The sequence below is a fragment of the bacterium genome (assembly GCA_037131655.1).
Lineage (GTDB): Bacteria > Armatimonadota > Fimbriimonadia > Fimbriimonadales > JBAXQP01 > JBAXQP01.
Window position 1 is genome coordinate 1 of the sequence record JBAXQP010000010.1, and the last position, 19352, is coordinate 19352.

Genomic DNA, 19352 nt, shown 5'->3' on the forward strand with positions numbered 1-19352 from the left:
GGGATTGCCGATAATACCAGCTCGCGCGGGGACTGAAACTTCAACGATCATCCTAATTCCCTTTCGAACCATCAAAAAACGGATTGATATTGTTGCTGAAGGTCTGAACTAAATCAATTTTCCAGCTATCGTTCTTGCTGTCTTTAATCATGTATACCGTATTAAACTTTGAGACCCATTCCCAACCAGACGTTTTGATCTTGATAATCGCGTCTTCGTCATTTACTTCCGTGCTGAGTATTTTGTATTGGACTTTAGAACCTTTCGGAAGTTCCTTAATTAAATCTTCAGCCATTTCAGGCAGGGTTTGCGGCAGGAATTTAAGAAAGCCTTCGGGCGCGGTTGTCTGTTCGAGGAGCTTCTTTGTGTTGCGTTCATTAAGAGCTTCGAAGAAATTACACACGACCTTTTCTGCGCTTGATCGACATTTAAAGCTGTTATAGGCTACTAATGCTCCTATCGTAATCGCCAGTACGATCACAATTGCGATAGATAGTCCAAGAAAAAGCTTCTTTTTACCCTTGGAATTTGATTCTGATATCGATCGTTCTTCAGCCATAGTATCCACGCTGATACCTATAAAGTCCGCCCCATTGCCAAAGCAATTGCTCTCAGATTACCCATAAGCGTTTGGAATTGGGCGGGGGTAAGCGATTGCGGTCCGTCTGAGAGCGCTTCTCGTGGGCATGGATGCATTTCAATCATCAGGCCATCCGCTCCGGCAGCAATGGCCGCAAGCGCCATTGATGGAACCCATCTGGCAACACCAACGGCATGGCTTGGGTCAACAATAACTGGCAGGTGGGAAATTTCTTTAAGCACAGGAACAACGCTGACATCAAGCGTGTTGCGTGTATAGTTCCTATCCAGGGGATGCACTCCTCGCTCACAAAGCATCAGGTTCGGGCTGCCGTTGTGTAGAATATATTCGGCGGCAAGTAGGAACTCATCAATAGGAGCACTAGGGCCGCGTTTGAGCATCACTGGATGACCTGAACGGCCAGCTTCGATTAATAGGGGATAATTCTGCATATTACGCGCGCCGATTTGGAGGATATCAACATACTTTACAGCAAGCGGTACCAAATCGGGCTGCATCACTTCTGAAATAGTTAAAAGACCGATTTCTTCGCCAACGGCCTTGAGTATTTTTAAACCCTCTTCCTGCATGCCTTGGAAGGAATAGGGTGAAGTTCGAGGTTTGAAGGCTCCCCCTCTAAGAATTTGCGCTCCGGCTTCCTTGCAGGCTTTCGCGGATGTCAGCATCTGTTCGTAGCTTTCAATCGCGCAGGGACCTGCCATCACTTGTAACTGCTCGCCGCCAATGATCGTTCCTTTAATTTCAAAGACGGTATTGGCGCTGTGGAATTCGCGCGATGCTAACTTGTAGGGACGGCTGACATGAGCGACATGATCAACCCCTGTTAAGCTCATCAGCTTCTGGGTCAATGGCTCCCTTAATTCAGGAGGGATAGCATTCGGGATGCCGATAGCTACTCGGTCTCCTCCCGGCCAAACGACCGAATCCATTCCTTGAGATTTTATTGTAGAAACAACGCTCTGAATATCCTCTTCAGTCGCGGCAACTGCCATAACCACTATCATTTCGCAAACCTACCTTTCCTCTTTCATTATGACAGCAATTCACTTTGAGTAGTACCAAAAAAAGAAAGCCCCCTTGCCTTGTGGGCAGGGGGGCTTTCGTGGTAATCAAGGCTTAGAACTTGACAGTTCCCTGTAGAATGAACAGGCCACCGGCAAGCTTGTTCTCGCCATCGACTTCAAAGTAGTCAGTGTACTTTGCGTCATAGTTCATGACCTGGTACTTGAACTTCAAGTTGGCATTTTTGCCAAGCATGTAGTCCACGCCGAAAGTGAAGTAGTTCTCCGTCGGCTTACCGCCATATAAGTAGTCAGGTTCTGACACCTCAGGATCAAAGCGATCCTGGATATCCCAGTTCACGCCTTCCCAGTCAGCGGTTAGTGTCCAAACAGGACTAACCTTGTAGGTAGCGTTGACGAGGAAGCGGTTTACCTTATCGCTGGTGAGAAGACCATGGAGATGATCGGAATCCGTCACGTCAGCAACCTTACCGGTTCCCTGATAGAACTCGCCGCTGGCGCCCATTGTGAAGGCATCGCTGAACGCATATTTTGCGCCAACGGTGAAGCCCTTGATGTCGGTTGGGTTGTACCAGAAGCCGATGCGGCCCCAGGAACCAGGTGCATTGAAGAACGGCATGACTTCCTTGTAGCCGGCCATTAGCTGGAAGCTATTGGCAACATCGTACGTCGCATTGACGTCCCAGGCTGTATTGTCATGGCTGAGAACGTTGTGGTTGTTGAACATAACCTGTGAAGCCGCATATTCGGCCTTTACGTTCAAGCCCTTGGTCAGTTCTACAGCAGCGTTGGCGCCGTAGACGGCAACGCGGTTGAAGTAGCTTTCATAATCGTTATTACTATCCAACAAGATATAAGTTAGGCCAAGGTTTGCTGTTGATCCAAGACCAACCTTTACGTTTGCGCCCAACGTAGTATCGACTTCAAGCACGCCCTCTCGGAGACCGTGAGGTCGATGCATGAAGGTATAACACGGTAAATTTCCAGCTGTGATCATCTGGAAGTTTTCGTAGTCGGTGTTCTCGATGGATTGATTCTTGCCACCAAAGATATCCAGCTTCACATTGGAAAATTTGAAGTCCAATTTGCCGCCGTCGAAATAGATATTGCCGTCGTCGTAGCGTGCTACGTCGAAATAAAAGTCGGGATCGACTCGGCTGTAGGTGTAAGGAGTAACCTGGTAGCCTAAGCGTCCAAGTGTAACTGTGGTTTCACCCATGAATTTCATGGGGAAAGTGACGTTGGCGGCCCAAACCGCAAGCTCTGTCTCATGCGCGCTGCGGTGGTCGTAGCCTTGGAAGTATCCGCCCTGAGGCGTTGTTGCTACGTCAATCCAGTCCATGAAGTTACCAATCACGAACTCGGCATAACCGGTGACTCCGTTGCCGAAGTTGCCATTCACGTTGAGACCCAGCTCGTGAACCATGGTCAAGTCCTTGACAGGGTTGCTGGTCTGGTAGTCGGAATTCTGGTTAATGCCGAACAGATTGCTGTTCAGGTCTACGCCATACTTGGTGCCTTCGCCATAACCAGCGCGAACGCCAAAGAAGAGGTCGCCGTGGATGTCGATGGGCACGGGGCGCTTCATCAATTCAGCCACTAGTTTCTCTAACTCTGTGGTTCTAACGGTCAGTTCTTGAACGCTGACGCCTAAACTGGCCAGTTCCTTCTCAAACTCTACCGCTAACTTGTTGAGGCGAGCCGCATCATCCTTAAGATAAGCCATGCCAGCGAGCTGCTCTTTCAGAGCAGATACCTCAGCGGTGACACTAGTTCCACTGCTGGTGGTCTCTAAGGCTGCGATGCGAGACTGTATTGAAGTTATGTCCCCGATTTTCTTGAGAAGATTCTCAAACATTGCTCGGGTCGCGGTTGCGAACTCATAGCGAGTCATCGGGCGGTTGCCCAAGAAGACTTCGCCGGGATAGCCTGTTAATAGACCATCCGCTTTCAAAACTCTGACGTCCTCGTAAGCCCAGTGAGTACTGGGGACGTCCTTGAACATTTCACTTTGCGCTTGAACCATAGGCGCTAGCACGGCTAGCGTTAGGCTCAACACAAATACGCAGATCAATGATCTTAGCGTGTTGCTCATTTGGATCCTCCTTGATTTTTGAGGGAGGAGTGTCAGGAATTTCAGAGCCTTCCAAAGTGACCTCTGAACCCTCCATGCACCCTTTTCCCTTTTGGTTCCTAGCCTGACAAAAAGTCAAACTAAGACGAACATACTATAGCATAGTGTATATATGCTCGTCAATAATTCTTTTAAAATTTTGGGCACGCATTTTTGCATGAGGTTCACTATTGTCTATTCAAAGCATTCAACACTAAGCGTATGTATATTTCATAAGTAAGTTTAGTCATTAATGCAGAGAAGAAGACCCGAAAATCGTGATTTCCAGGCCTTCTTGTTTTTGAAGTGACAAATCAGATTTAGAACTTAACCCGTACAGTATACGAAACAACAACCTTACTATTAGCCGGTACGGTTGTTGGGAATTCAACGGTATAGGCATCTAACTTGTTGTACTTTTGACTGCTTTCGGTGATTTGCCAATCTCCTGAAAGATGCTCGACCACCATTACGGCTGCAGGGACTGTCTTGCGATTGGTGACCGTTATTTTATAGCTATCTTCATAGATTCGATCGGAAATTTGATTGTGGTTAGTATGAACCCGCTCACCCATAACATCGAATGCATCGCCGATATAGAGCCTTATCGTCTGATCGCGAGGCGTATGGTCAATCTGGTCTTCACCTAATAACTGTAAATTGCCATTTTCATCTGACTTATAGGCTCGAACCCTACCCCTTGGCATCGGTATTCCCATATTGTTTTCTTTACTGTTTTTAAGTTCGAATATGATATTGGCACGGCCTTCTTGAGTCTCACCGCCTTCGCCTGGAACACCTCTCATGGTAAAAACTCGCCTTCCGAGGTCCATTACGAACTTGCGATTCACTTTAACGTTTTTCGCCGACATGAAGTTAAGCTGCTTGGTTTCGTTGTCTCGTAAAGTGGTCTTTCCTTCGAGTGTATAGAGGTGATAATCTGAGAAGGCCTGTTCTTGGAATTGCGGGGCTTCAGGCGCTCCCGCACGCATCATTGCTACTCCATATTCAGGCATGGGGGAGACGCCTTGGGAGACACGCCGCACATCCCCAGCCAGTAGTTGCAATTGCGTATCTCGATAGGTTGCTCCGCTATGATTATCTAAGGTGACCAATCCATTGAGATCCACCGCTGTTTCTGCCTGGTTAACTACCGCCACATAATCCGCTCGCCAGCTCAAGTTATTTGCGATAAAGCCAACTTCGATGGTCTGAGATCCACCGCGTCCAGCATCCAATTGCCACATAAGTGTCGGGCGAGCAATCAAGCCCTCCGGCACCACGTCCAAAACTACTTCACCAACCGGATTGACTAGGAGACTCCCGTCTTTTAGCCGAACAACCATCCCTTGATTGATGGGGGATAGTCCTGACAAGATAGCCGTCGGTGGATTAAGAAGCACCCCTTCCACCAACTCCACTTGACCATTTGGAAGGGTTCTGCGAAGTTTTATAGTCTTTCCGACCGATTTGTCTAAAATTGACGTAGAATTTAATGCGTCGTAGAGAAAATCCTGTTCCCGCATTGTCAACGCATTAGGAGCAGTCAACGACTTGATAGTGACTGAAGTGGGGTCAATTGAAATCGGCACGTCCTGAAAGAGAACGGTATTAAGCCCCTGTTTGAGGTTAATATCTCTTTTTTCCCGCACTACTCCAAAATTCTGACTATAAATCGTCAAAGAAACCCCTTTGGTATCAGCCGAAGTCGACACCAAAGCATTCTGAGCAAGAGCCAACAAACTCACTACCAAGACCGAAATTAACAACAATCCTTTACGAACCATTTCTTTTCCTCCATTTTAGTGCGTATTTCCGTATCATTGCGAGGATTCCTGTGCCGAAGCAACCCCCTCCAAAACATTCTGGACTGATTACACGTTTTTCTATGAATGTCACCTCTAACAAGGTGATTATATTTGCCGGATCGTGCTTCTCGACCCTACCACATGATACTTCACTCTTATATAATACGCTGTTCGCAGGGGATTCCTTTAACGGGCAATCAAACTTTCAAGATAAAAGCAATTTCAGGGTACAATCAAATGGCAGCGAATCATTCAATTTCGTGGGCCGTACCCCCAATTTCTATGGAAATTTCAAATCCTTTAAAACGTTGGTCTGTTAGTACTGGAAATGCGGACATTGAGGCGGAGTTTATCCAGCAGCTTAGTATTTCGCCGGTAATTGCGCGTCTATTGGTGAACCGCGGAATTTGCGACGTCAAGGAAGCGGGCATATTTCTTAATCCAAACTTGCAGTACTCCCATGACCCGTTTTTACTTCCTGATTGCGAAAAAGCAGCCAATCGGATTGCGCAAGCGGTTCGTAACCATGAAATTATCTTCGTTCATGGTGATTATGATGTGGACGGGATGACAAGCTGCGCGATCTGGACAAGGATGCTTCGTCGAGTTGGAGCCGAAGTGATTCCCCATGTTCCTCATCGGCTAAAGCACGGGTATGGAGTTCATGCGCATGCGGTCGATATGGCTTCCGAACGGGGCGCGAAGCTGATCATCACCTGCGATTGCGGCATTCAAGCCCATGAGGTGGTCGAATACGCAAAAGAGAAGCAAATTGATGTCGTCATCACAGACCATCACGAAGCTGGCGATACTCTTCCTCAAGCAGTTGCTGTCGTCAACCCGCATCGAAACGACTCCCAATACCCTTTCACTGAACTAGCAGGTGTGGGAGTTAGCTACAAAGTGGCCGAAGCGGTAGTGAAAACTCTTGGTCTACCAACCGATGCTTTCCAAAGAGCTTTTTTGGACTTAGTGACCCTCGGAACAGTGGCGGATGTTGTGCCGTTGTTGGGCGAGAATAGGCTGATTGTCGCTAACGGATTGCCAAGGCTTTCCGAAAGCCGCAAAGCGGGTGTTCGAGCATTACTCGATTTGTGTGGATTATCTCATGGGGGCACAAAAAAGCTATCAACCGATGAGATAGGCTACCGAATCGGCCCGCGATTGAATGCGGCAGGAAGAATTGATGATGCCGCTATCGCACTGCAATTGCTGCTAACCGATGATCCTGGCGAAGCGAAGCTATTGGCCGAGAAATTGGAAATCCAAAACGAAGAGCGTAAGAAAGAACAAGAGCGCATCTATAAGGAAGCGGAAGCTAGTGCGCTTGAACAGGACATGAGTCAGGTTAAAGTGCTGCTGGTAGCCGGTGACAACTGGCATACAGGCGTCATCGGGATAGTGGCAGGGAATTTGGCAAAGCGGTTCACTCGACCGACTCTAGTGGTCTCAATTGACCCTGAGACGGGAATTGGCAAAGGATCGGCGCGAAGCATTGGCACATTCAACATTCACGATGCCATCCATAGCAATCGCGACCTTTTTCTGAACTGCGGCGGCCATGCAATGGCAGCGGGATTTAGCCTTAAGAAAGAAATGCTGCCGACAATAAGGGAAGCGCTGACAATCTATGCAAGTAAAGTATTGACCGAGGAAGATTTACTCCCAGTAGTCAAGATTGATATGGAAATAGATGGTATAGATGCGGATCTTGGCTTATGCGACCAACTTAGTATGCTCGCGCCCTATGGATTCGCTAATGAAGCTCCCGTTTTTCTCAGCAGGCACGTATTAATATTATCGAAGAATATAACAAAAGATGGGAAACATGTCCAACTCCAACTGCGTTCGGAGGGGATGAACCCGACCAAGGCTATTGCATTCAATCAGTCAGAAACGTTCGAAACCCTAGAGCAGGGGGATGAAATCGACGTCGTCTATACCCCCGATATCGATACCTGGAATGGCCGCCGCCAACTCCAGTGGGCAGTCACTGATGCAAGAAAAACAGAGGAAACGTAGAGTGTTTTGCGTATTATATATTAATAGGGATTATCCTAACCCCCCAAATGGAATGGGTAGGATATCCGGAATACGAACTACGCAGTACGCAATTCGAAAAAATTTATGAAACGTGATAGCTCTAATAGTGATCTCGAAGATCCTGAAGTTCTTGTAGAACTCCTGGCGAAGGTGCGGGAATATAATCCTGAGGCTGACTTGCCTCGGATAAGACGCGCTTACTTCTTCGCTGAGGAGAGACATGCCGGACAAGCAAGAGTGTCAGGTGATCCTTATATCACGCATCCATTAGCGGTAGCGAGTATTCTTGCCAACCTCAGTATGGATGTCGATTCAATCTGCGCCGGACTTCTCCATGATTTACTCGAAGATACCAACGTTAACGCCAACGATATTCGCGTGCAATTTGGTGAGACCGTTCTGCGCTTAGTCGAGAGTGTCACCAAATTGACTTGGACTGCAGAAGGGCTTGAAGCGGAAACTGATTACGCGAGAAACCGTCAAGAAGTTCATCGAGCAGCAGAGAATCTTCGCAAAATTCTTTTGGCAATGGCACGCGATATTCGCGTGATGGTTATCAAGCTGGCTGATCGCTTGCATAATATGGAGACCTTGGGTTGTCTAACCCCTGAGCGTCAGAAGAAGATTGCCTCCGAAACGATGCAAATCTACGCCCCTCTCGCGGCAAGATTGGGCATTTGGGAAATCAAATGGAATCTGGAAGACTTCGGCTTTAAGTATCTCTATCCCGAAGATTACGCGCGAATTTCTGCTCATGTGGCAAAAACTCGATTGGAGCGTGTGAAGAATGTTCATGAGGCCATTCGAACGCTCAAAGAGAAGCTTGAGCAAGCAGGTATCCGCGCAGATGTTCAGGGTAGACCAAAACACCTTTGGAGCATCTACCAAAAAACGCTAACTCAGGGTATCTCAATCGATGACATCTATGACCTGACGGCATTGAGGATAATTGTGGCTGCAGAGCCGGAGTGCTATTATGCCCTCGGCTTAGTCCACGACCTTTGGCAGCCGATCCCAAGTCTGTTTTATGACTATATCGCTAAACCAAAAGCGAACGGTTATCGATCGCTCCACACGAAGGTGATGGGACAGACTAACGAACCGATGGAAGTGCAAATTCGAACCTGGGAAATGCACCGCACGGCTGAATTCGGGATCGCCGCTCACTGGCAGTACAAAGAAGGCGGTAAGCTCGATGAGACTTATGTCGATAAGCTGGGGCGGCTTCGTCAGCAGCTCTTCGACTGGAGCAGTGACTCCAAATCAAGCAGCGAATTCTTGCGCACAGTCGTCAGCGATCTGTTCTCTGACCAAGTGCTTGTGTTTACGCCTAAAGGCGACGTTATCGACCTTCCGGCAGGCGCGACTGCAGTCGATCTCTCTTATCGAATTCACACCGACCTCGGAAACCACACCATTGGCGCCAAAGTGAACGGGCGTATCGTTCCGTTAAGCTATCAGTTCCAAAACGGGGATATTGTCGAGATACTCTCACGCCAAAATGCATCGCCCAGCGCCGACTGGATGAAGTTTGTTAAAACATCTCATGCGCGTTCTAGTATCCGAAGCCATCTGAGACGTATTCACCGGACCACCAATGCGCAACTTGGCCGGCAGGCGATTGAAAAGGAACTTAAATGGCTCGGGTTGGAACCGAAGGAATTCTTTGGCGAAGATAAGCTTCAGCGTATAGTAGAGGAACTCAATAAAGAAAATGTCGAGGACTTGCTGGCATCGGTCGGCGAAGGATTAATCAGCACTAACTCGATCGTAAATCGCCTCCGAGGCCTTGATCACGTTCAACAACCAGAACCAGATCCGCTTTCCCAACTTAAATCCAGGAGCACCCTGCAAGTAAGCGCTGAAGGGCTTGAAGCGATGATGCTACGGCGCGGACGCTGCTGCCACCCAATCCCAGGTGAAGAAGTGATTGGGTATGTCTCCCGTGGTCGCGGTATTGTCATCCATCGCCATATATGTGCCAATGCAAAGAATTACATGATCAAAGAGCCCGAGAGGATGGTTCCGGTGAACTGGAGAGACCGCAGCGAAAAGGTTTATGATGTGCCCTTGCGCATCACGACTACTGACAGGCAGGGACTATTAGCCGACTTGTCGGCGATTATGGCAGAAGCCAAAGTGAACATTAGCTCTGCCAGGATTCGAACCTTTAACAAAAATAGTACGGCTCTGGTGGAAATGACCGTGGATGTAGCGGATGCGACCCAGATGTCAAACATTCTTGCCAAAATTTCATCCATGGGCGATGTCCTTGAAATCAAACGCGTGCAAGCAGAGACCAAAACCTAATGCGAGCCATCCTGCAACGCGTTAACTTCGCCCGCGTTACGGTTGAAGGCGAAATAACCGGTGAGATTGGAAAAGGGCTTCTCGTCTTGTTGGGCGTCCACCGTGAAGACGATGAGGACAAAGCGAGAGTTCTTGCCAATAAAGTGGCTTGCATGAGGATTTTTGAAGATGAAGAAGGGAAAATGAACCGCTCTCTACTTGATATTGGCGGAGAAGCGTTGGTGGTATCTAACTTCACCCTTTATAGCGATACTCGTAAAGGCCGACGCCCCAGCTTTAATGAGGCTGCCCCCTATGATAGCGGCGAAATGCTTTATGAACGTTTTTGTTATTATCTCGAACTTGAAGGCACATCTGTAAAGCAAGGACGCTACGGAGCGCATATGGATGTGCTCCTCGAAAACGACGGTCCAGTGACTATTCTTGTGGATACCTGATAATCTCCGAAAGGCTCGCCTTGTTCACAAACTGCACTTTTTACGGTCATTATATTATTCCTGTTTAAACTTTTAGCTCAATTAGGCGATTATTTTGCTCCGATGTGATATTATAAGTCGTTACATGCTCAAATATACTAAGCTCAAGTTGGTAGGCAGTCCTGAAAGATGTTAGAAAGACGAAAGAAAAAGCACTTAACTTTTTCAGAAAAGTTTATTCAAGGGTGGTTACCCGCTATTTTAGCAGCCATCATAATTGGATTACTGCCAATTCATCAAACCCCCGCTATCTTTGCTTACTCAATACCTATCGCTATCATTTCAGGCTTAGTTCTTTTCTTTACATCTAATCTACGTGACTTCTTATTGTTGATTATTATTTACGGAGTTGCGTTTTATGCCGCCCTGCATAGCTCGGAATTAATCAATGTTATCTATGAAAAAGGTCCGGATGCAAACCCCTCAGACTGGGTGATGGTAACTCAATGGCTTATTATTGGGTTATTTGCCCTCGGGTCAGGAATTTTAGAATCGTTAAATGCCCCGCCCTCTTGGGGGCGTAGGTGTTATTTTTTGGCCATAGCCTCTTATTTTCTAGGTTCAGCCACGATTGCGTCGATCAATGGGGAATGGTTAAACATGATCGGAAGAAGTCTTATCGGCGTAATAGCCATATGGGGGTCAATCGCTCTCCCTTACCTAACTAACGAAGATAGTAAACAAAAGGCTCTAGAGGCAAAAGAACCTCCCCTGGTCGAAGAACTGAAACCGGATGTAAAGGTAAGAAGATTCGAGTAACGTGTTAACGTACTCTTGAAACCCACTTCGTTTTGAAGCTAAAGCCCGTGGCACGCTTTCGAAAGATAGGAATTACTATTTTCCTTCATCTTACCTCATGCTTTCTCAATACCTACTGGCTCAGATACTCCTTGTCTCCTACAACTCTCGCAAGATATACTACTGATTCAATTCAGGAAAGATAAAAGACAAAGTGTTCGGACTTTCCATAGCGATGTTGGCCTTGGCATTAACAATAGGACTGAGGTAACTGTGTTGGAGAACTCAAAGATGCGCGTAGAAGCGGTTAACTATAATGGGCAATATGGGTTGAATATGCTAGCTCAAACTGCGGATGGAATATGGAAGTTGGTCGGGTATGGGCAGCGGGATAAGGCTGAGGCGCCCTCATTTATCAACACATTCGTGGTTACTAATAAAGACGGCATAGAGTATCCCATCCCCCTAACAGAGAATATAAAGGTCTCTAATGGGATCAGACTTGAAGGGGAGAATGATCTTGTCCAACTGGCGGTAAATGTTAGTCTTCCTGAGAACGGTAATCCGATACTCGATCTCGAGCTAACGCGCAAAGGGACGGCAGAGTTGGGGAAATTTTATGCCAATTTTGCTTTCACGGGCGCTAGCTATGACAAACCGTTGGATCCGCATGAGTACATGAACGGCGGCGCATGGCATAAGTCAGAGAAGGCGGAGACTGCCTATGGCGAAGTGGACCGATCGCATCACTGGTTCCGCCATGTGCGCTGGCCGGCTACGATGGTGCAGAAGGAATCGGATACGTTCGCGGTGATTATTCACCCTTCGATGATTGGCCTGCGTGGGGAGACCATTCAGAATGCCTTCAACCTAATTTGCTGGAAAGACGGGCGTATTCAAATCGAGTGCGTGGAGCGCAATCTCCTGCCCTTAGACAAGTGGGCCACGGAGTTCATCGAAGGTCCGCCGCCGCCAGTTAACTACAGCAAACCAGGCGGAACGGCTAAATTCAGCTTTATTCTCTATGCCAATGCTACTTCGCCCCCGTATTTAGGATATCGCAAAGTCTACGACATCGTGCGCGACCTCTATATCAAACACACCCCCGAACCGCCAGTGTACGTGCCGCTTTCGAAAACCATGAAAGAACTCGATTTATGGCTATTCAATCGCTTCTACAAGTACATCTGGCGAAATGTGGATCAGGATAAGGGCGGATTTGTGTATTTCTGCTACTTCGGCACTGGGCACGTGGAAACGACACGCCTGTGGGAAGATTCCGTCTGCTACAACTGGGGGTTCAACAACAACCTCATCGGGGCCTATGGGTTCCAGCGTTACTATGAGATGACAGGCGATGAGAAATATCGAATTCATGCTCGAAAGGTCGTCGACCTGCTCATTAAGACAGACTCAATGATCACTGAAGGGCCGCTGGCAGGAGCTTTTCGTACATGCTGGGACGATGACCCCCTTCCATTCCGCAGTGAGTCCAATTGGAAGGGCGGCGATATGTGGTGGGTTGGAGAAGAGATCGGCCATGAAGAGGGCATGCAAATGACCACGGTGGACGAAAACTACACCGGCTTCAACGCGCCCATCGTGCCCAAGGAGGGCTACTGGTTCGTGGACCTTCTCCGCAGTGTCAATATGGCTGTCACAGGCTATTACCTACTCGATTATGCCGACATGACGGACTATCAACCGGCGACGGACTATGCACAGAAACTGGGCGAGTTCTTCCTTCGAGAGCAGATGCCCGATGGCGATTGGATGGGCATGTGGAACCCAAAATCGGATTATTGGGATTGGGTCAAGGAGCACGGTCACGAGAAGGAATTAAACAACATCATCGAAGGCAACAAATCCCAGTGCGGTGATGCGCTGGTGGTGTGGTTTTTGACCCGGCTCTATGAATCAACTCACGACAAGCGCTATCTCGCCGCCGCCGTGAAAGGGATGGACCACCTCTATAAGCATCATATCCTCACCAATGACTACTATGGCACGGAGTTTTATCCCGGCTTTACGACTGGGGGTTTGATGGATAGCAAGGCGCCCTTCTCCTGCTTCCTTGCAGGGATGGAGCTTTTCAAGGTAACCGGCGAGCGCAAATACGCCGACTGGGCCGAAATCTCCGGCGACTATATGCTTCTATTCTCCTATTGCTACGATAACCCATCGCTCGGCGAAAATCATAAATACGGCTGGACTGACTGCGATGCCTCTGCCGAGGGAGTGGACCATCGCGGCGCTTGGTTTGCGCAAGACTTAATGAAGTACTACACCCTCACCGGCAACCGTAAGTATTTCGAGGATGCCATCGGCATGATAAGAGCCTGGGCGCAAGGTCAGGCCATCCCAGAAGTGCCCATGATGAAGAACTCTCCCGACCGTGACCGAATGCCCGATCATGTCTGGGGTCTCTTCCCTGAAAGCCACAACGGCGGCCCCTACACCATCACCGGAGGCTCCGTCGATGTCGGCGAAGGCAATACCCACTTCATAGCCACCCTGGCGGATGTGTTTATGAAATACGGCGGCCTCTACGTCAACACCAAGTACGGCCATGCGTTCGGTATCGATGCTATTGACGTGATCAAGCAAAAGGTAGACAGTCGCAGCGCCGAGCTAACGATTAAAAACCTCTGCCCCACAAAACACGAAATCGACCTCCAAACCGACAAGTTAATCGAGTATGTAGAAGTAGACGGAAAACCCTGGCCTAATTGGAGCCACACAAGGGTGAAGAGCATCCCTGTATCAGGAACGCACAAGATTAAGGTTATATTTTCGAAGGGTATGGGGGCAAAGAGGGGTTCATGAGGAAAGTTGATAGAGGGGGCAAGGTAACTTCGCCCCCTACATCTCATAGAGACGTTAAAATACGCTCAACGATTTGATCGAGAGGAATTTCTTCCTGAATGTTTGTTTGCAAATCCTTCAAGCCAACAACGCCGCGCCCAAGTTCATCCTCTCCCATAATTAGCGCAAATCGAGCTTCGCTTTTATTGGCTTGGCGCATTTGGGCTTTGAGGCTGCGTTCACTTAACTCAATGTCGGCAGGAATATTTTGCCTTCTCAGTTCCTCAAGCAGTTTCATTGCTTCCAACCGCACGTTTCCGATCGTAACCACATACACGACTGGCTTGAATTCATCGGGGATGGCTATCCCCTGCGCTTCCATGACTATCAGAGCGCGTTCGATACCCATTGCCACACCTACTGCAGGAGTTGAATCGCCGCCGCATTCTTCGATTAATTCATCATAACGTCCGCCGCCGCAAAGCGAGTTCTGGGCGCCTAATTTGCCGCTGACCACTTCAAAAGCGGTCTTAGTGTAATAATCCAAACCCCGCACAAGGAACCGATCGCGAACGTATGGGATATTCAACGCTTTCAGGTAATCGGTAACTTTCTCGAAGTGCTGCCGGCTCTCATCATCGAGATAGTCGAAAATATCGGGCGCATCGGTCATAATGGCTTGAATTTCAGGGTCTTTGCTATCCAAAAGGCGCATCGGGTTCTTTTCAAGACGCGCAACATAGTCCTCGGGAAATTTCTGGAAGAATGGCCGGGCAAATTCCAACAAAGCCTGTTGATAGCCCGCTCTGGATTCTACCGTGCCAACTGAATTCAAACGAAGCTCAGTATCCTTGATACCCAACTTTGCATAGAAATTCATCGTGAGGGCGATTATTTCGGCATCAGCCATCGGGTCATTGCTGCCAATCGCTTCCAATCCCAACTGATGCCCTTCGCGATAACGCCCTGCCTGCGGTCGTTCATAACGATATATTGGAGTGATGTAATAGAGTTTAGTGACCGAACCGGGGACCGCAAGGTGACGCTCGATATAAGCGCGAACGACCGGAGCCGTTCCTTCCGGTTTGAGCGCCAAACTGTCGTTGCCTTTGGTAGTTAAGGTGTACATTTCCTTGGTGACGATATCAGTCGTATCCCCAAGCCCACGGGCAAAGAGATCTGTCGGCTCAAGAATAGGTGTTCGAATTTCCTGATACCCATAAAGAGCGCAGAATTGACGAAATTTCTCCTCAACAAATTGCCACCGATAGCTCTCTGCCGGTAACACATCATTCATACCCTTCGGTCCGCTATAACGCATAACATAACTCCGTTCCGTAGTGCAGAAAAGGTATTCTGAGATAGGAATTAGGGTTCGGAAATGTCCCCCTTTCCAAGGGGGACTATAGGGGGTCAAGTCCGAAAATCCTAATCTTAACCTAATCCGGTAAGCTCCGGCTGCGCCGATTCGCTACCGAAACATCAAAAGAGTGTCATTGCGAGAGATGATTGTGCTCGTGACAAATTCCTCTAAAACCTTCCGGACAGATTCCACGCTTTGCTCTGAATGACACCCCTTTGGGGTGTTGGGGTTTTCCGGATCAAGCAACCAGCTTCTAGCCTCTAGTATCAATCCGGTCTAACTTCTCCCCTATCCCCTAAAACCTATCACCTTTTTCATCTACGTAATACCCGATGGCTCATCTCTGAAGCAAATTGATAGGATTTTTAAGCTGAATGATCTTTTTTTATTAGTCTCACTCTGAGAATAACCTGGTAATTAAGCCATATTAATAATAGAGATGCTTTTTTTAAAAGGGTGAGGAAAAATATTATTGCACTCGTTCGATGTCACGAAGGAAATAAATAGCTTTATCGAATCAATCAAAAGGGAAATATCTCCTGTTTTGAAACAGCAAATTTTCGCCTATGAAGATGCGCTCGTTCGTCTACAACAGCTAAAACAATCTGCTCAGCTCAGTAATGATGACCCAAGCTCCCTAAAAATTGATGAAAAACTTGGGGATATACAAGGGCGGCTCGATCAATTAAGAAGCGCACTTGTCGGCGCGACGGTAGAACCTGAAACCCAAACACAAACGGGGTACGAGCATCCATCTGCGCCCACCACTCGACTTTTACCCTTTATGAGCCGAACGATTACTAATGTCCCCAGCCATCGGCCGCTCAAGAACCGCGTCGGCGCCGCTTGGGTTGTTTTGAATACGATGGACCCCAGCCTCAGCTACGACTATGTGATGGGGATGATGGGCGGGGTTTCGCGATTATGCATCTGCGGAACCGACTGCCGTAAATGCGGCAATAAAGAATCCGATTATCAAATCCCTGAAGGATTCCGCGCGTTGGGGTTCTATGTCGAAAGAGCCTCTTTTAGCGATGACCTTTCAGTTCTTTGGGATAAAGTGGTCGCATCAATCGACGCCGGCATCCCAGTGCCCATATTCAGCGATGATGAAGAAGGAGTTATAACCGGTTATGAGCGGATGAACCGACTGCTCACCTTCCATCAATCGGCAAAAAATAACCTGCATATCGAGGTCACCCAGCCGATTGAGGAAGTCGCTACTTTTTTCAAACAAGCCGATCTGCTTTCATCAATGAGCGATTTGATGCCGATAAGCAAACGCGAAATAGAAGCGGTTGGCAATTGGGTCACATTCGAGCATCGTCCAGTAATGCATGGGTGCTGCTGCCTTAATGAAGGGGCTTGTGTTACCGCTTTTGGATTAGGCGCTTTTAAGGAATGGATCGCCAAGCTTCCACAAAACGACTCAACAGAAGCTGTTAATTCCCAGGGGCATTTGGAATGTGTCCAGTGGTGGCTCGATGCTCGAAAAGCCGCTGTTCAATTCCTAATCGATATTGCTCCACATTTCGAAAGAAACGTTCCCAACCTTTTGCTGCGAGCTGCCTCTGAATTCCAGACCGAGATCGATAAGACGCTTACACCATTGGCATCGTTCCTGTCTGAGTTCCACGGTCAGACATCCGATTTGGCGAAGAATTTGAATGTTTATCTGACTACGGCCGAGCGATATGAGGCTTCCGCTATCAATCATCTCAAAGAAGCCTATCTCGAAACCACCGACCTACCCGGCAGACTCAAGGGAACACTCATGCAGCCTTCACACAACCATGTTAAGGGCCGGATATTGACGGAATTATTTGACCTGGCTCAAAATGGTTCGCGTAATTTACGCCTCATGGCTTTAGAGCGATTATCCCTAACTAAAGACCCAAAGGTCCAGGAAGCTGCTGCAATCGCGCTTAAAGATTCGGATCGGCTTGTTGCATTCTTGGGCTTAGCGGTACTCGAAAAGATAGCTCCTGAAACAAGCAGCCACTTATTATCGGAAGCCTATCAGGTGATTTTGGAGCGGCAAGATGCGGACTTGGTACCCATTCTGCGAGAAATATTAATTGTGCTTGCAAAAATCGGCGATCATAACGCTCAGGACACCCTCCGAAAAGCTTTGGCGGATAATGGTAATTCGGATACAATTGCCGATTGTGCGGCTCGACTACTCTTTGACCGCTGGCCCGACCATTCGATTACAACCTTCAAAAATGCCTTCGAAAAGGGCAGCGAACAGGAACGGGCTTTCTCCGCGCATTATCTAGCGCTGATGTTTGAACCCGGCGCCTTAATCATCGCTCGACAGGCATTAAAAGACCCCAGCTATCGAGTTCGGTTGGCCGTTGCGGGCATATTGGGCAACAGCGGCGATCCTGAGGCCACAAAGATAGCTATCGAGTCTCTAATTTCAACCGATGACAACGAACGAGCTTCCGGTATTTATTCTCTCATCGAAATCGGCGCTCTGGCCGTCCCTGAATTAATACGCTTACTCGATTATCCCAATCCCACTGTTCGAGCCGCAGCCTGTTTCGCCCTAGGCCGAATCGGCAACATCGTAGCCTTCCCTGCTCTTCAAGAACACCAAAACGATGAATCCCCCCAAGTCCGAGCCAACGCCGCCGAAGCCATCCAGCGATTGAAAGGCGAAAAGGGAACGTAGTACCTGAGAAGGTGTTAGGTGATGGGTGACAGGGCAGAAGGCGTGGATTCTGTCCGGAAGGTTTGTTGCTTCGGTAGTAGAGCGAAGCGGCGCTGCCGGAGCTTACAGGATTAGGATTAAGAGAAATATTAAGAGTTCGGATAGACCCCCTTGTATTCCCCCTTGGAAAGGGGGAAACTTTGGGATACGCACTTCTCAATAGAAATCATGACTATTAACGACGAACAACTGGCTAAGCTGATTAATCTCGCACGGCAGATGCGGGAGAGAGCTTATGCGCCTTACTCGGGATATCGAGTTGGGGCGGCGGCGCTTACTGATCGGGGGGTAATGTTTGGCGGATGTAATGTTGAGAACGCCAGCTACGGCTCGACCATTTGCGCTGAGCGTAATGCAGTGTGCCGCGCAATCGCTGAAGGTGAAATGAAACTCAAAGCTCTAGCGGTTGTCACGAGCGATGGCGCATCGATCTGCGGAGCTTGCCTGCAAGTCATAAGTGAATTCACTCATGAGCCTGATAAGATGCGGATTATCCTTATTGATGAAGCAGAGAACTTCAAGCAACTAACTCTGGCCGACCTCCTGCCGCACCCCTTTAAATAGCAAAAAGAAAAAACGCCAAGTGTTTCTTGGCGCTTACTTTATTACCCTGTCATTAATGACTAGGTGACTACAATCTATCTATGTTAGGACAGGTCAGACGCTAACTCGTTAATTAAAACGTGTTCGAAACAGAAGGCAAACCTAAAACTTAAACTTCATTCTCCTTTTGGCGGTAGCATAGACATGATAACATAGAAACGGTCATACGTCAAGGACAGATTTGCGGCAAATTACCAGGTTTTTAAAATATTTTAATAAATTTTCCAAAAAGTGTCCGGTTTTCCGCATTCGCAGGTATTTATACTAGGATGCACGCTCGCAGACCGGTTGATCTTACCCTGAGAGACTTGCTAACCAGTTATTGAGTAGACACTTTCCATTCTCCGTCATGACCGATTCAGGATGAAACTGGACCCCTTCGATTGGCAGGCTTTTATGGCGCACTCCCATAATCTCGCCGTCCTCCGATTCGGCCGTAATCTGTAGCTCCGATGGGCAAGTCTCACGCTTGATGACGAGAGAATGGTAACGAATTGCCGAGAAGGGGTTAGGTATGTCCTTGAATACGCCCTGATTGTCATGATTAATTTTTGAAGACTTGCCGTGCATCAACGTTTTGGCCCGGATAATCTCCCCGCCAAGCGCCGCACCAATGCTTTGATGTCCCAAACAAACCCCCAAAATCGGAAACTCCCCCGCAAACCTTTTCACCAAGGGCACGCAAATTCCCGCCTCATTAGGCGTACAAGGCCCCGGCGACAACACCACCCCCGCCGGTCACAACGCCCCCACC

At 48.2% G+C, this 19352-nt stretch carries 12 protein-coding genes and 1 pseudogene; 7 read left to right on the top strand and 6 right to left on the bottom strand.

Translation table 11 applies throughout. From position 1 onward, the window contains the following. Nucleotides 1–52: 52 nt before the first annotated feature. From WCO51_01055 to WCO51_01070, 4 genes are all read right to left on the bottom strand, one after another. Nucleotides 53–559, bottom strand: coding sequence for a hypothetical protein (locus WCO51_01055; protein ID MEI6511849.1), 507 nt, complete (start codon nucleotides 557–559; stop codon nucleotides 53–55). A gap of 17 nt (nucleotides 560–576) precedes the next feature. Continuing rightward, complete coding sequence (gene aroF, locus WCO51_01060; protein ID MEI6511850.1) at nucleotides 577–1605, bottom strand: 3-deoxy-7-phosphoheptulonate synthase; 1029 nt, start codon at nucleotides 1603–1605, stop codon at nucleotides 577–579. A 112-nt stretch (nucleotides 1606–1717) separates the two neighbouring features. Further along, the gene (locus WCO51_01065; GenBank protein MEI6511851.1) at nucleotides 1718–3718 is read right to left on the bottom strand and encodes an S-layer homology domain-containing protein; all 2001 of its coding nucleotides are present in this window, start codon (nucleotides 3716–3718) and stop codon (nucleotides 1718–1720) included. A gap of 338 nt (nucleotides 3719–4056) precedes the next feature. Then, complete coding sequence (locus WCO51_01070; protein ID MEI6511852.1) at nucleotides 4057–5523, bottom strand: hypothetical protein; 1467 nt, start codon at nucleotides 5521–5523, stop codon at nucleotides 4057–4059. A gap of 258 nt (nucleotides 5524–5781) precedes the next feature. Here WCO51_01070 and recJ point away from each other — a divergent pair, with 258 nt between their 5' ends. From recJ to WCO51_01095, 5 genes are all read left to right on the top strand, one after another. Continuing rightward, the gene (gene recJ, locus WCO51_01075) at nucleotides 5782–7566 is read left to right on the top strand and encodes a single-stranded-DNA-specific exonuclease RecJ (GenBank protein ID MEI6511853.1); all 1785 of its coding nucleotides are present in this window, start codon (nucleotides 5782–5784) and stop codon (nucleotides 7564–7566) included. Nucleotides 7567–7671: 105 nt separating this feature from the next. After that, nucleotides 7672–9897, top strand: a complete 2226-nt coding sequence (locus WCO51_01080) for a bifunctional (p)ppGpp synthetase/guanosine-3',5'-bis(diphosphate) 3'-pyrophosphohydrolase (GenBank protein MEI6511854.1) — start codon at nucleotides 7672–7674, stop codon at nucleotides 9895–9897. Further along, a complete protein-coding gene (gene dtd / locus WCO51_01085) occupies nucleotides 9897–10334 on the top strand; it encodes a D-aminoacyl-tRNA deacylase (GenBank protein MEI6511855.1) in 438 nt (145 codons plus the stop codon). The genes WCO51_01080 and dtd overlap by 1 nt, the downstream gene beginning before the upstream one ends. Nucleotides 10335–10502: 168 nt before the next feature. Next, entirely contained in the window at nucleotides 10503–11132 is a 630-nt protein-coding gene (locus WCO51_01090) for a hypothetical protein (protein ID MEI6511856.1), read from the top strand. 270 nt (nucleotides 11133–11402) lie between these two features. Next, complete coding sequence (locus WCO51_01095) at nucleotides 11403–13937, top strand: hypothetical protein (GenBank protein ID MEI6511857.1); 2535 nt, start codon at nucleotides 11403–11405, stop codon at nucleotides 13935–13937. 43 nt (nucleotides 13938–13980) lie between these two features. On the opposite strand, the gene hisS is transcribed toward WCO51_01095, so the two are convergent. Then, nucleotides 13981–15237 carry a histidine--tRNA ligase gene (gene hisS, locus WCO51_01100; GenBank protein ID MEI6511858.1) on the bottom strand — a complete coding sequence of 419 codons (1257 nt, stop codon included), beginning with the start codon at nucleotides 15235–15237 and terminating at the stop codon, nucleotides 13981–13983. A gap of 586 nt (nucleotides 15238–15823) precedes the next feature. Between hisS and WCO51_01105 the strand changes: the two genes are divergently transcribed. Together WCO51_01105 and WCO51_01110 are read left to right on the top strand one after the other, a co-directional pair. Then, nucleotides 15824–17956 (top strand): HEAT repeat domain-containing protein, encoded by a 2133-nt coding sequence (locus tag WCO51_01105; GenBank protein ID MEI6511859.1) that lies wholly within the window; start codon nucleotides 15824–15826, stop codon nucleotides 17954–17956. A 207-nt stretch (nucleotides 17957–18163) separates the two neighbouring features. After that, nucleotides 18164–18559, top strand: a complete 396-nt coding sequence (locus tag WCO51_01110) for a cytidine deaminase (GenBank protein ID MEI6511860.1) — start codon at nucleotides 18164–18166, stop codon at nucleotides 18557–18559. Between the two features lie 333 nt (nucleotides 18560–18892). Here WCO51_01110 and WCO51_01115 read toward each other — a convergent pair. After that, nucleotides 18893–19352, bottom strand: a pseudogene (locus WCO51_01115) (aminodeoxychorismate/anthranilate synthase component II).

Excerpts from the sequence above, each read along its gene's own strand:
- WCO51_01080 (MEI6511854.1), top strand. The coding sequence starts at position 7,672 with ATGAAACGTGATAGCTCTAATAGTGATCTCGAAGATCCTGAAGTTCTT.
- WCO51_01055 (MEI6511849.1), bottom strand. The coding sequence starts at position 559 with ATGGCTGAAGAACGATCGATATCAGAATCAAATTCCAAGGGTAAAAAG.
- dtd (MEI6511855.1), top strand. The coding sequence starts at position 9,897 with ATGCGAGCCATCCTGCAACGCGTTAACTTCGCCCGCGTTACGGTTGAA.
- WCO51_01070 (MEI6511852.1), bottom strand. The coding sequence starts at position 5,523 with ATGGTTCGTAAAGGATTGTTGTTAATTTCGGTCTTGGTAGTGAGTTTG.
- WCO51_01090 (MEI6511856.1), top strand. The coding sequence starts at position 10,503 with ATGTTAGAAAGACGAAAGAAAAAGCACTTAACTTTTTCAGAAAAGTTT.
- WCO51_01065 (MEI6511851.1), bottom strand. The coding sequence starts at position 3,718 with ATGAGCAACACGCTAAGATCATTGATCTGCGTATTTGTGTTGAGCCTA.
- WCO51_01110 (MEI6511860.1), top strand. The coding sequence starts at position 18,164 with ATGACTATTAACGACGAACAACTGGCTAAGCTGATTAATCTCGCACGG.
- hisS (MEI6511858.1), bottom strand. The coding sequence starts at position 15,237 with ATGCGTTATAGCGGACCGAAGGGTATGAATGATGTGTTACCGGCAGAG.
- aroF (MEI6511850.1), bottom strand. The coding sequence starts at position 1,605 with ATGATAGTGGTTATGGCAGTTGCCGCGACTGAAGAGGATATTCAGAGC.
- WCO51_01095 (MEI6511857.1), top strand. The coding sequence starts at position 11,403 with ATGCGCGTAGAAGCGGTTAACTATAATGGGCAATATGGGTTGAATATG.
- recJ (MEI6511853.1), top strand. The coding sequence starts at position 5,782 with ATGGCAGCGAATCATTCAATTTCGTGGGCCGTACCCCCAATTTCTATG.